This window comes from Paraburkholderia sp. JHI869, from assembly GCF_038900775.1.
In the GTDB taxonomy this organism is placed as follows: Bacteria; Pseudomonadota; Gammaproteobacteria; order Burkholderiales; family Burkholderiaceae; genus Paraburkholderia.
In genome coordinates this window covers 62,721-75,534 of the sequence record NZ_JAYMSC010000033.1, presented here as the reverse complement: position 1 = coordinate 75,534, position 12,814 = coordinate 62,721, and the positions used below count along the sequence as shown (strand labels likewise).

The 12,814-nt window shown below is 68.0% G+C and carries 6 protein-coding genes; all 6 read right to left on the bottom strand.

The features are described 5' to 3' along the window. Window positions 1-73: 73 nt before the first annotated feature. Window positions 74-1,087, bottom strand: coding sequence for a sigma-54 dependent transcriptional regulator (locus VSR72_RS36090; protein WP_342957017.1), 1,014 nt, complete (start codon window positions 1,085-1,087; stop codon window positions 74-76). Between the two features lie 216 nt (window positions 1,088-1,303). Then, window positions 1,304-4,390 (bottom strand): DUF6519 domain-containing protein, encoded by a 3,087-nt coding sequence (locus VSR72_RS36085; RefSeq protein WP_342957016.1) that lies wholly within the window; start codon window positions 4,388-4,390, stop codon window positions 1,304-1,306. A 32-nt stretch (window positions 4,391-4,422) separates the two neighbouring features. Further along, on the bottom strand, window positions 4,423-6,594 hold the full coding sequence (locus tag VSR72_RS36080) for a hypothetical protein (RefSeq protein ID WP_342957015.1): 2,172 nt from the start codon (window positions 6,592-6,594) through the stop codon (window positions 4,423-4,425). Window positions 6,595-6,622: 28 nt separating this feature from the next. After that, window positions 6,623-9,742, bottom strand: coding sequence for a putative baseplate assembly protein (locus VSR72_RS36075; RefSeq protein WP_342957014.1), 3,120 nt, complete (start codon window positions 9,740-9,742; stop codon window positions 6,623-6,625). Continuing rightward, window positions 9,742-12,426, bottom strand: a complete 2,685-nt coding sequence (locus tag VSR72_RS36070; RefSeq protein WP_342957013.1) for a putative baseplate assembly protein — start codon at window positions 12,424-12,426, stop codon at window positions 9,742-9,744. Before VSR72_RS36070 ends, VSR72_RS36075 begins: the two co-directional genes overlap by 1 nt. Then, on the bottom strand, window positions 12,423-12,791 hold the full coding sequence (locus VSR72_RS36065; protein WP_342957012.1) for a GPW/gp25 family protein: 369 nt from the start codon (window positions 12,789-12,791) through the stop codon (window positions 12,423-12,425). Before VSR72_RS36065 ends, VSR72_RS36070 begins: the two co-directional genes overlap by 4 nt. Window positions 12,792-12,814: the final 23 nt, after the last annotated feature.

The window sequence follows — 12,814 nt, the reverse complement described above, 5'->3', positions numbered from 1 at the left end:
TTCGCTGAAGAAGATCAACTGTGCCGCTGTCGCATCGTGCGTCGGATACGCCGCACAGGCATCGCCCTTTGTTTCACGCTTCGGGGCATCCCATCCCGGCCGGCCAGTGCTTTCGTATCAGCCGGCAAAACGCACTGCGTTCCTTGCCCGCGAGCCGCGCCGCCGCACTCACGTTGCCCCCCGCGCGCGCGAGGATTTCGAGCAGATAGGTGCGTTCGAACTGCATCACAGCGGTGGCTTTCGCGCTTTTGAAATCTTTCGCGGCATGCGTTGCGACGGCCGCCGCGCACGCGTGGCCATGCGCGCGATGCCGGTCCGGGTGCGTGATGTGAATCGCGGGCCCGTCGCCGAACAGATACTCGCGATGGATCATGTTTTCGAGTTCGCGCACATTGCCGGGCCACGCATAGCTTTCGAGGAACGCGATCGTCTCGGGATGCAGCTCCTTGAGCGGCTTGCCATAGCGTTCGCTCAAGCGGCGGCTGAATGCTTGCGCAAGCAGCACGGCGTCGCCTGTGCGCTCGCGCAGGCTGGGCAGGCGTACCGCGAGCACGTTGAGGCGAAAATACAGATCGCTGCGAAAACGTCCTTGGTGCGTAAGCGCTTCGAGGTCGGCGTTGCTCGATGCAATCACGCGCACGTCGGCGCGGCGGCTCGTCTTGTCACCCACCATGCGGTATTGATGGTCCTGCAGAAATCGCAGCATGACGATCTGCGTGCGCTGCGTCATCGCCTCGATTTCATCGAGCAGCAGCGTGCCGCCGTCGGCCTGGCCGACGAGTCCGATCGATGCCTCGCGTGCATCGGTATACGCGCCGCGCGCGTGGCCATAGAGCTCGCTTTCGAGCAGATTCTCGGGAATCGCGCCGCAGTTCACGGGGATGAAGGGCGCGTCGCGTCGCGCGCTCAGATAGTGAATGGCGCGCGCAGCGAGTTCCTTGCCGGTGCCGGTCTCGCCTTCGATCAGCACGATCGCGCTGCATTGCGCCGATTTGCCGATCAGGGCCAGCGCCTCGACGAAGGCCGGGGACTCGCCGATCAGACGATGGTCTTTCGCGCCGCCATCTCCGCCTGTCGATTGCCTCATCACAAACCTCGCTTTTCCGGGGCTCATGGTCAAGCCGCCGGAGTCTGGCGCGCGGGATGCATCGTTGAAACGGCAGCGTCGAACTGGCTCGAAAGCCGCATGAACGCGGGACCGGCGGGCCGGCGTTCATGCATGCTGCTCAACGATTATGGATGGCGGAATTGTCAGTTTCAAGAAAAAAGGTAATACGAATAGAAAGCTAACGTCGCGCGCCGTCTAGCCCTGGTTCAATGTAGCCCAAGGTGACGTGAGCGAGCCGCCGTTCATTTGCACGGGCCCGGTGAACACGTTGCCCAGCACGGTGCCCGTCACCGCCGGCGTCTTGCGTCCGATGATGGCGGCAATGCGCAGCGCGGCAATAACAGTGTTGTTGCCCACCACCGCATACGTGGACATGACCATCACTTCGCCGAGCGTAGTCTCGACGCCTCTTGTGTTCGGCTGACGCGTCTGCGATGCGTTATTGGTGTAGTGGCAGGTCGTGACGCCGCCGATCATCGCCACGATCGACCCCGGCGCGGCCTCGACGCGGTTCGAGTGCACGTTGACCGTGCCGGCAAACGCGGCCGTGCCAACCGGCTCGGTGATCGGCGCGGCTGGCAGGGCCTCGGAGCCATCGATCAGGATGACGGACCATCCGTTGGGGTTGATGCCCGTCTGCACAGTCCAGTTCGTTGTACGAATCAAGTTGTCGTGAAGATCGAGCGTTTCGAACGGACCGCAGATGCCGACCGCGGACACGCGGACCTTGGCGAGCCTGGCCGGCCCGATATCGGTCATCTGGTTGCGCGCGAGCCGCATCACGGGCGTTTGCTCCACGTAGATCGCGCTCACTGGAATCGTCGTTTCAACCGGGGTTTGCGCGATGGCGTCGAGCCGGTTGTCGGCGAAGCAAAACGACGCGACCTGGCTCACCGACACGCAGCGCACCTCGCCGCTGATCGCGGCCCCCGGCGTTCTGCTGACGGGCGTGAGCGCGTTGCCGCTCGCCGTGATGGTGTTGTCGCTCATGCTCAGATCGGCGTTCGGCCAGGCGGCGGCCCACAAGGCGACGCCGCATTGCGCGAACGTGTTGCGCTCGATCCGGATGGCGGCCGCCGCTTTTGGGCCGGTCTGGCCGAGGGCGATCGCGCGCGTCACGCAGCCGATGATCGCGTTGTCGATAATCGTCACGCGCGGAAGGACGGCGTCGTTGCCTTCGACGCCGTCCTGCGGCTGCAGCATGATTGCCAGTTGCGCGCAGGCGAAGCGATTGCCGACGATATCGATCTCACCCAGCACGGCCGCGCCCGGACCCGCCTGCAGATATTGCGCGACGCCGGGCGAGGCTGGGGCCGCTGCACCAGCGGCCCCAGCGGCAGCACCATCCGCCCCAGCGGCGGGCGCAATGGCCGCGCTGAAGAGCCCGACGGGCGTCGTCACGTTGTTGTCCTCGAAGCGGATCGCATCGAGCAAGTTCGAGCAGGCGACGGCCGCGAACGTATCGTTTGCCGCCGCAGCGCCGCTCTGGGGCTGCTCGCTGATATCGAGCCCGCGCAGCGTGATTTGCTGGCTCGCGTCGATGGCGAGCGCGGCCGTGCCGAACGCTGGATCGCTCACGTAGTTGCCGTCGGCGTTAGGCGCGGGCGTCACGCCTTGCAGCGCGAAATCGGCGAGCGTGACATCGGTGCTGCCGGTCACGATGAAGCCCATGCCCGCCGACGCGCTCAATTGGGTCGCCGCGCGCTGGCCGCGCAGTGTCAGCGCCTTCGCGCCGCTGATCATCACGGGCTGGGCGAGCGTGTACTGGCCCGCCTCCAGGCAGACCGTGCCTCCGCCCATCTTGATGACCTGTTGCACGGCGGAGGGGATCGTCAGCGTGCCTTGCGCGTGCGACTGCGGGCTCACGCACACCGTGCACGCGCAGCTTTCGGCCGCGCCGCCCTGGGGCGGCCAGAACTGGCGGCAATCGGCGGGCACGGTGGGCGGCGCGCTCACGAAGCCGAGCCGTGCGTAGTGATGGTGGATGCCGCGCGGAGGCGCTTCGACGAGCGTTTCGATGGAGGCATTGCTCGTGCGCGCGGCGAACACCCAATAGTCGCCGGTACGAAAGAGGCCGCCCGGCGCGGCGATATCGAACAGCGCGACGATGCTGTTTTCGAGCGAGATCGTGACCGTGTTCGTCGCGGGTACCGGAATCACGCCGCCGTTCGTATCGGCATTGACATAGTTCGAGGGCGGCGACGTGTCGGTGCGTAGCACCTCGCCTTGCTGGTTCCAGCTGCGCACGCGCGTGCAGAGCGCCGGGTCGGGCGTGCCGACGGGGAACGGCGCGGGGTCGATCGGCGACGTGACGGTGATCGTGAGCGTGGCGCGGTCCACGCCGTTCGTCGCGATCTGCAGCATAAGGCCGGGCAGCCCGTTCAGCTCGTGGGCGTTGTCGGTCAGCTCGATCCAGTCGCCCCCTTGCAGGCCGAGCACGGCGTCGCGGCCCACGCTGTCGACGGTGAAGCTCGTGCCGCTCACGATAGTGAGCACGCGCGCCTCGACCGATGCGTTGTCGCGCGACCACTTGAACGTCGCGGTGCCGGGCGCGCCGGGGTCGTGAATCTCGATGCGGTAGAGCTGGTTTTCGAGGCCCGTGTAGCCGCCCATCGGCGGGATGATGCACGGATCGGTGCTGCCATAGGCCGCGGTCTGCGTGCTGAGCCGTCCCGCCGATGGCGCGATGAGCGCGCCCCAGCCCGGAATCTCGCCGTCGGTTGACGAGCACGTGAGCGCGCCCGCATTGCCGCCGAGCGGCAGGAGCTTTACCTGCCAGATGAGTTGCGTGCGCGCCGTCGTATCGACGCCGCCGAGCGCTGGCTCAAGAATTTGCGGCGCTTCGTATTGCGTAACTTCACGCCGCCAGACGTCGAGATAGGCGAGGCTCGTGCCGTTCGCGGGCAGCGCACGCGGATTGGGCAGGTACGGTTGCTGAAGATACGGCGTCGGCAGCGTCCCGGCGTTTTCGGCGAGCTTCGGATCCCACGCGTAGGGCGCGGACCCGTGATTCTGCGCGAGCAGGCCATCGACATAGATGCGGCCCGCGCCAATCGTCAGCGCTCCGGTCGAATCGAACGCGAGCTGGAACGCGTTGGGCGTGGACATCGGCACGAGCGCGGCGCCGCCGAACGTGTCGAGCATGCTGGCCTGGGCGAGCCGGAAGCTCTCGGCGACGAGTTCGTTCCAGTCCGCGTCGGTGAGCGGGCGGCCCTGTTGCAGCAGCACGCCCTGAAAATTGCAGGACGAATCGAACTCGCAACGGCTGTAATCTCCACTCATGGTTTCGCTCCTTCGCGGCTGGCCCGCGCGGCTCAGCTCGCGTAGATCACGCCGGCTTCAAGGCTGATGCGCAGGTACTCGGCAAGCCGCACCCGCAGATTGGTTGCGCGTTGTGCGCCGTAGACAGCATTGAACGCGCCTGGCTGGCACTCGTTGTCGGCGCCAGTGAGGAGATCCGCGCCCGACGAAGGCGCGAGCTGCGCATAGGCGGGAAAGCCATAGCGCAGCGTGGTGAAGCCCGGCACGCCCGCGGCCGGCGTGCTCGCCGATTCTGGCAGGCATTGATAGCGGCGCGGCACGCGCACGCTCGACGGCAGGTAGCTGAAGCGGATGCAGCCTTCCTGAAGCCGGTCGGCGACGATCGCGGCCGACCAGGTGTCGCCCGTGGCGAGTTCCGCGAGCAGGATCGAGTTGCTGACGAGCGGCAGCGTCTGCGCATGGAGCTTGCCGATGACCGTGCACCGCGCCAGTTGCAGCGGCGCGCCGGGGCCGTTGCCGTCCTCGCCCGCATAGGCGACGGCGCTCGTAGCCGTGGCGTCGATGATCGAATCAGTCGCGCTCAAGGTGCTGTTCACGTCGATGCGCAACGGCCCCGCGATCGAGTACGAGAGCGTGACCGCGACACCCGCAATGCCGACGACGAGGCTAGGGTCGCCGGGATGCTGCGGCGTGCAGTCGGGCGCGAGCGTGAGGCCGGGCACGAGGGTGCAATGCGCGATGTCGAGCTGCGCGAGCGCGTTGCCCGAGCCCGCGTTCACGGCGAGCGCCGCGCCCGTGACGAGCAGGCCGTGCAGACCGATCTGCGCACCGGCGCCGCCGCCGAGCGACGATGCGCCCGAGAGCACGAGCGTCGGCCGAAAACCGTTGTCGGCACGTACCACGATGCGCTTGCCGGCCGGCGCGTCGATGGTCAGCGTCTCCTCATAGCGCCCGCTGTTGCCGATCACGACAACGCCGCCATTCGCACCGAGATGGTCGATCGCGCTCTGCACGCCCGCGTAGTCGGCGGGCACGCGCACGAGCGCGGGCGCAGGCTCCGTGTCGGTGACGTCGGCGGTGCGGTCGTACTCGCCGCCGCCCAGCCCGGCCGAAAAGCCGTACATGAAATCGACGAGCAGTTGCGTGCCCGCGGGGAGGTCGGGCCGCGACGCGATACGCCCGAGCACCGGATCGACCGCATACATGCCGTTCGTCGTGGGCAGATGCGCCCAGGTGCCGGAGACGTCCTGAAGATTGCAAATGCACACGTTGCTGCCGTTGACGGCGGTGACGCCCGCCGCGCTCGACTCGTAGAGGCACAGGCTAAACGGGTAATAGCTGCTGCGCGCTGCGTCGAGCACACGGCGGCTGACCGGCTCGGGCACGTCGAGCGGCGTTGACAGACCCGCGAAGTCGGCGCGTTGCGCGGGCTTCGTATAGAGCGGCTGGTCGATGCCAAGCGGATGGAAGCGGTAGCGGCGCGCATCGGCGGCCACGGCGGGCGACGCGTGCAGCGAGTACGCGTCGATGCTCCAGACGAACATGCCGATGTTCGGAATGTTGTAGCGTCCGCGCCCGCTCTCGATGCGGCGCATCTCCGGCGTGCGCATGACGGTGTCGAACGCGCCGCCCATGCGCTCCAGCGGCTGCCATTGGCGAAGGTCGGGCGTCGCGAGGCACTGCGCCCGCAGATGGTTCATGTACTGGGTGACGATGAGGCGCTGGAAATATTCGATGGCGGTCGCGTTCCAGCTCGTGACGTCGCGCGCGATCTGTTCAAGCGCAACGGCGGTGCCCTTGCGTCGCCGGTACGCGATCGTGTTCGCGACCTCCGCGCGCGGACTCGCGATAGCGGGCGTCACGCCGTGCAATAACTGATAGCCGATCAGGTCGCCGATATACGGCACGACCCAGTCCGCGCAGGTCTCGACGAACTGGTCGTCGTACAGTTGCTCAACGTTCTCCTGCAGCGCGGCGATCTGCTCCGCGATGACGCCGACGAGGCTCATCAGCGGTCCCGCCTCGGCGCGCTGCTGCAGTTGCGCGAGCGTGTTCTGCTGGAGCGGCGTGAGCGGGTCGCCGTTGGCGACGAGCGTTTGCAGTTTGGTCAGGGCGGCCTGGTCGTCGGCGCTCAGGATGCCGGGCGTGAGCTGCGCCTGCGCGAGATCGCGCATGCGCAGGATGGCCGGCAGCAGCGTGAGGAGGTTCTGGGTCGCGAGGCTCATGGTGGGGTCTCCGTTGCGCCCGCGAGGCTCAGGTCATCACGCCCGCGTCGATCGCGCCAGGATCGAGCGTGAGCAGTTCGGCAGGGTTGACGCTGCCGTCGGGCTGCAGCGCTGAGACGGCGGCGGGCAGTTGCGGCGACGGCTGGGGCGCGAGCGGGCCGGTGTCGAGCCGGTAGAGCTGCTGGACGTCGGCCGCGAGCACGCCATCCACGCCCTGAATCACCGCATAGACTTCATCGAGCGTGACGGCCTGGCCGAAGTCGCGCGTGCCGAATGCGTAGGCCGCGCGCAGCGCCGCGATCACGTCGAGCGGCACCTGCGCCGGGTCCGCGTCGGGCGTGCATTTGAGCGCGAGCTTGAGCGTGAACGTGGCGCCCGCGTAGCTCATCACGCTCACGGGAATCAGCGGGTCGCCGTGGCTCGCGAGGCTTGCGGCCAGGTTGGCCTGGGTGTCGCTGCCGGCGGGAATCGCGCTGCCGTTCGCGCCCGCCACGGTCAGATACATGCCGCGCGCGCGGCCGGCGGCGATCCACAGCGCGCCTGCCTTGGCAATTCCGGCGAACGCGCTGGCGTAGTTGGCGTAGTCGTCGACGGAAACAACGCGGTCGAGCGTGAGGACCGGCAACGGCGCGTTGAGCCGCGCGCTGCCGATTGACTCGGGATCCTGACCGCCTGTCGAGGCGTTGGCGTTGGTGACGGCGCGCACGCCGAGCGGACGCGTGATCAGCGAGGTCAACTGGCCGCTGCGCAGATTGCCGGCCGTGCCGAGCCCCTTGCGGTACTGAAGGCGCACGTTGTTCTGGCCGCCCGGCACGCGCGCGCCTTCGATGCCGTCGCCGAACTGGATCGTCGTGACGGCGGTGGCGTCCTGGCTCAGCGAGTACACGTGCGCATTGCCCGTCTGCGCATAGAGCGAGGGCGCTTCCTGCCAGAGCAGATCGTTGACGCGCACCTGCAGCGTCGATTGCGCGCCCTGCGCCGCGCTGGCGCTCGACACATAGGTGAGCGGCGCCTGGTGCAGCGTGAAACTTTGATTCGCAATCGCGGCGTTGCCGCTGCCCGCGATCTCGCTCACCGTCTCGCCGTGCGTCGCGTTGGCCACGTTGGCGTTGATCGCGAAACTCAAGCGGTCGTAGCAGTTGGCGAGCGCGCCCTGAAAGCGCAGCGTCGTTGTCGTGGCCGTCGTGCTCACGGCGTCGGCGCCGTCGTCGAGCAGCGCGATTTCGCTCAGCACCGGGTCGGCCGCGAGCGGCGCGATCAGCAGCAGCGCGCCCGCGGGCGCGGTGAGCTGGATCGTCGAGCCGTCGTCGTCCTGGAGCGTCCAGCGCCACGTCGCGTTGACGCCGGCGCCCGGCAAGGCGGCGCACGTGAGCGGTTGCCATTGGCCGGATGGGCTCTGTTGCGCGGTCGGCGCGAGCATCACGAAACTTTCGCCGCCAGCGAGCGGGCGAGTCGCGCCGCTCGCGAAGTAGATCTTGCTCACGTCGCGCGGCAACGCCACGCGCTGCCGTTTGCCCGTGACCGCGAGCGGACGCCCCGGCGTGAGCCGGGCCTCGCTGGAGCCGAGCGTCAGTGTCGCGCCGTACACGGGGTAATAGAGAGGGCGCGCGCACGGCGTGAGTTCGTCGCTTTGCAGATGCGCGATGGTCGTGCTGAGCGGGAACAGCTCGACGTTGGTGGGATCTTCCGGCGCAAGCCGCGTGATTTTTGCGGACAGGCCGAAGTCGGCGCGCGACACCTGGCTTGCCATCTGCACGCGATACAGCGTGTACCAGCGCTCATAGTGAAAATGCAAACCGGTGCTGATGGCGGGCGCGGTTTTCGCCACCGGCTCAGCGATGCCCGGAAACACGGTCGCGGCGGCGCTACTCAGCGCCGTGTTCAGTGCCAGGGCCTTGAAGTCGTCGGCGGACGCGGGCTGGGCGGCCGTGACGAGTTTGGAGAAGTTCGCCGTGTTCACCACGGGCGCGATGGCCGAGTTCAGATCGCTCAGCGCGCCCGATGACAACGTGCCAAGCCGCGCGGGCGAAATATTGCTGTCCGCGAGCGTCTTGAGCGCGGCGGCGACATCGGCCGCCGCCGCGATTGCGGCGCCGAGCGCCGGGAACACATCGACGGGGATGATGCCGTAGTAGAGCCTGGGATATGCGAGCACGAACCAGCTCTGGTTAACGGCTTTCGGGTAGAGCGCATCGAGATCGACGGGGCCGCTCGTGCTCACCGCATAACCCGGCCACGTCACATCGGGCGGAGTGCCGCTGAAGAGCAACTGGTTCGTCGCGGTGTAGAGCAGATTGGGATTGGGCGCGGCCTGCCCGAACAGCGCGCCGCGCTGGCGGAACACGTACACATGCAGCGCGCTCGCGGGCGGCGTGCTCCAGCCGTCCGCGAGCGCGTCGCTCCACACGAGCCGCGTGAGGCCGCGCGTGCTGTCTTCCTCGACGCGATCGAGCCAGCGCACATCCGAGAGTCCGGCGTTGGCCGTCGAGAGGTAACGGTCGCCGCCAACGAGCGCGATGACATCGCCGGGCTGGATCTGCAGGCCGGTGCCCGCAACGAACAGATCCGTGCCCCCCGCCTGCACGGCGGGCCATTGCGCGACCTGCGCGGCGAGCGCGTTCCATTCGACGAGCGCCGTGATGTCCTCCACGGTCTCGAAGTTCTGCGGCGATTGGTTCGGGTCGGGCACGCTCTGTACGCGCGTGCCGGCGGGGATCGTCACCGGCTGCGCGGCGAGCGCAGGCTGGCCGGGCGACGTATCGAGCGTGAACGCGAACGCCGTGCTCGCTGCGACGCCGGGCGCGGGCCGGTAGCCGATCAGTTGCGCGAGCGCCGTCACGGAGCGCAATTCGGTCGCCGTGCGCAGGAACGATTCGTTGATGATGCGTTCCTGGTAGAACGTAATAACGTCGGCTGCGCAGGAAAACGCGTCGAGCAGCCCGATGGTCCAGTCGTCGTCGGCGCGGGCGGTGAGCGGTGCGAGCGCCGGATAGTCGTGGCTAGACAGGCGCGCGAGCAGGCTCGCCTTGAAGGCCGGCTGCGTGCCAATGCGGTAGACCACGGCGGGCAGTCCCGCGTCGTTGGTCACGCCGGCCGGCGTTTCGGTGCCGATGCCCGCGCAGCCGCCGCAGTTTCCGGCGTCGCTCATCATTTGCCTCCGTGCAGGTCGAGGCGCAGCACGCCATGCTCGGGAAAGTCGGGATCGTTGTCGAGCCGCGCGATTTCGTACGGGCCGATCGTGAGTTCGCCCGTGATCAGGTAGCGGCCGTCGTCGGTGCCCTGATGCTGGAACGTCGTCACCTGCACGACGGCCACGCCCGGCACGGTGCGTGCAGCCTGATAGATCTGGCTCAGGTAGACGCTCTGGCCGAACGTGTAGTTGTCGGGCCAGAAGAGGCCCGCGCCGCCGCCGGGCAGACGCTGGTTGCCGAGGCGCGCCTTGAGCTGCTGCGCGACGTCGCTGCGGAAGTAGTCGCTTTTCACGCACACGTGCAGCGCGATTTCGAGCGACACATAGTGCGGCGCGCTCACGTCGATATCGACGCCAGCCATGCGGTATGCGTCGAGTTCCCCTGGCAGCGCCTCGTCGATCTGCGCGGCATCGGCGCCCGCGACCGGATCGGCGGTAATGAAGACGGTGTGCCAGCTACCGGTCCAGCGCATTTGCGCCACCGCGCGCTGGATCGAGGCATCGCGTTCGGCGATCGCCGCGTAGTCATCGGCGGTGACGGCGCGCTCCTGCGTGCGGAATGCCTGCGGCGCTTCGCGGCGCACCGTGGCCGCGTCTTCGGCATCGACGCCGCCTGTCGCAGCCAGCGGATTGCGCACGCCGCTGATCGCGCCCGTTGCGCCGACGACATGGCCGATCGCCTCGGCGCCCACGTTGCCCGCGCTGCCGTTGCCGATGCGGTAACGCGCGCTGAACGCAGTGGTCGACGGCGGCCGCGTGCCGTAGGCGCCGTCGCCGAAGCGCAGCGTCGCGTCGCCGCGTTCGTCGACTTCGACGACGAAATTAGCGTCGAGCGCGCCGCTCTGGAGCAGCGTGCGCGCGGCCTGCCAGCGCGTGGCGACGCCGTCGTAGGTGCTGTCGAGCAGGATCTGCGGGACGACGTCGTTCATGTCGGCATCGACCACATCGGCGGCCGGACCGAACGGATCGTAGGGGGCGGGAAGCGTGCCGCATGCGCCACCCACGCGGCTCCCCGCTACCGTGAATTGCCCGGCCGCCTGGGTGAGCGGCACGCGGGCAAGCGTCGGCCGGTAGCGCGGCGGCACGGGCGCGGGCGGATTCGGATTGCACGGATCGCCGCTGCAGGCGGGCACGTCGAGCAGCGACACCTGCGGCACGCTGCCGAGTGACTCGGGGCCGATCGTCTGCCCATGATCGACGAGCACGAGGTTGCCGCGCGCAACGCTGACGTCGGCGAGCGGCGTCGATCCATGCTCGGCGTCGCTATAGCCGTTGGCGCAGAGCGGGAACGGTAGCGCATCGGCAAGGCTCCAGCCGATGATCGTCACGGCCTCGCCGTTGAGCGGATCGACGCCGCTCGCATCGACGCTCGTGAGACGCACGACGTGGCGATGTTTCGGGTCGGCGTCGCCGGGCTCGCCCGTCAGCGGGCCGATGCGCTCCTCGAAGACAAGCACGTCGCCTTTTTGCAGGAGTGCAAACTGCCCCTTGAGCGTCGCGCTGGTCGCACCCGCCGGCAGGCAGCATTGGTCGTCGCTCCATGTGTAGAACGACATTGAGTTGTGCTGCTGATAGAGCGTCTGCTGATAATCGTTCGCGGCAAAGCGCGGTTCGAGCAGCGCTTCGAACATGAGCGGCGAGAGCAGCATCGCGCTGGCGAGTTGCGCGCCGGGCGCGATCTCGAAGGGGAAGTTCCGGCATTGCGTGAGGAACTGCAGCCCCGGCAGCGCGAGCGTGACGTCGGGCGCCGAAAGCTGAAGCTGCACCCAGGTGCGCGCGTTGCAGCCGTCGTGCATCGGATAGTCGACGAGCACCGCATGGCGGCGCAGTGAGACGCGCCGGCGCGCGGTGCCGATATAGGCTTCGGTCGCGATGGCGTCCTGTTGATAGCTCAACTGGTCGCATGCGCACGCGAGCAGCTCCGTGAGCGCGAAACCGGTGTCGGCCTCGCTGCCCTGCTGCCACTTCGGCACGAGCTGCGCGAGGCGGTCGAGCATCAACTGGCGCAAGCCCGGATAGTCCTTCGCGAGATAGTTGATCTCGGGCACCGGCTCGGCGGCGGGCGCGCATGTCGCGGGCGGGGCGCAGTCGAAGTCGGACGGGCACTGGACCTTGAAGCCGAAGTCGATCTGCGATAAGCGCGGGTCGAAGTTGGGCGGCGGGTCGTCGTCGCTCGCGGAGGTGATGAGGCGCAGCGTGTAGATCGAGAAGTCGCCGGCCACCGAGGTGCGCACGACGAGCGTGCGCGTGCCGTCCGCGAGTGCGCTGACGAGCGCGAGCGTGGCGGCTTCGGCGGCTTCGGCGGCGGCGGCGGCGGTGTCGGGCGGCGCAGGCGCGACGAGCGGCGTCGGCGCGGGCGAGCCCGCCGACGCCCATGACACCGCGACGCCGGTCACGCGCTCGCCGCCGAGTATCTGCACGTTGAGCGCGGTGAGCGCGGCGTTCCCCGTGGGCAGCGGCTTGAAGCAGTGCACGAGCAACGTGCGCTGGCGCAACGGATCGGTACCGGGCAGATCGTGGTCGATGACTTCGAGGTAGTCGATGCCATTGAGCGTTGGATGCGCGATCACGGCCTCGCGGCGCTTCTCGTCGCAGCAGCGCCAGATAATGTCGGCCACGGCAATCGTGGGAACGGTGCTCACGATGCGCCTCCCGCGCCTTGCTGAAAGGTCTGCACCTGCCATTGGCTGTCCTGTACCGAGCGGAACGTCACGGTGATCGACAGCGTGGCGTCGGTTGCCTCGACGCTTACGTTCTGCACGACAATCAGCGCGCCGAGCCAGCGTTGCAGCGCGCTCTGGATCAGCACCTGGGTCGCGCTCGCGAGTTCGAACGCATTCGGTGCGAACACAAGTTGCGCGACGCCGCAGCCGAAGTCAGGCAGCATGACGCGCTCGCCTGGCGCGGTGAACAGCACCTGTTCGATCAGGTCGCGCATATGCGTGTTGCCGTCGGTCTCGGCGGTGCGCCCGCGCGGGTCGTACTGGTAGGGGTAGGCGAGATTCACGGCGCGTCTCCGCTGCGTGAGGC

Excerpts from the sequence above, each read along its gene's own strand:
- VSR72_RS36080 (WP_342957015.1), bottom strand. The coding sequence starts at position 6,594 with ATGAGCCTCGCGACCCAGAACCTCCTCACGCTGCTGCCGGCCATCCTG.
- VSR72_RS36075 (WP_342957014.1), bottom strand. The coding sequence starts at position 9,742 with ATGAGCGACGCCGGAAACTGCGGCGGCTGCGCGGGCATCGGCACCGAA.
- VSR72_RS36090 (WP_342957017.1), bottom strand. The coding sequence starts at position 1,087 with ATGAGGCAATCGACAGGCGGAGATGGCGGCGCGAAAGACCATCGTCTG.
- VSR72_RS36085 (WP_342957016.1), bottom strand. The coding sequence starts at position 4,390 with ATGAGTGGAGATTACAGCCGTTGCGAGTTCGATTCGTCCTGCAATTTT.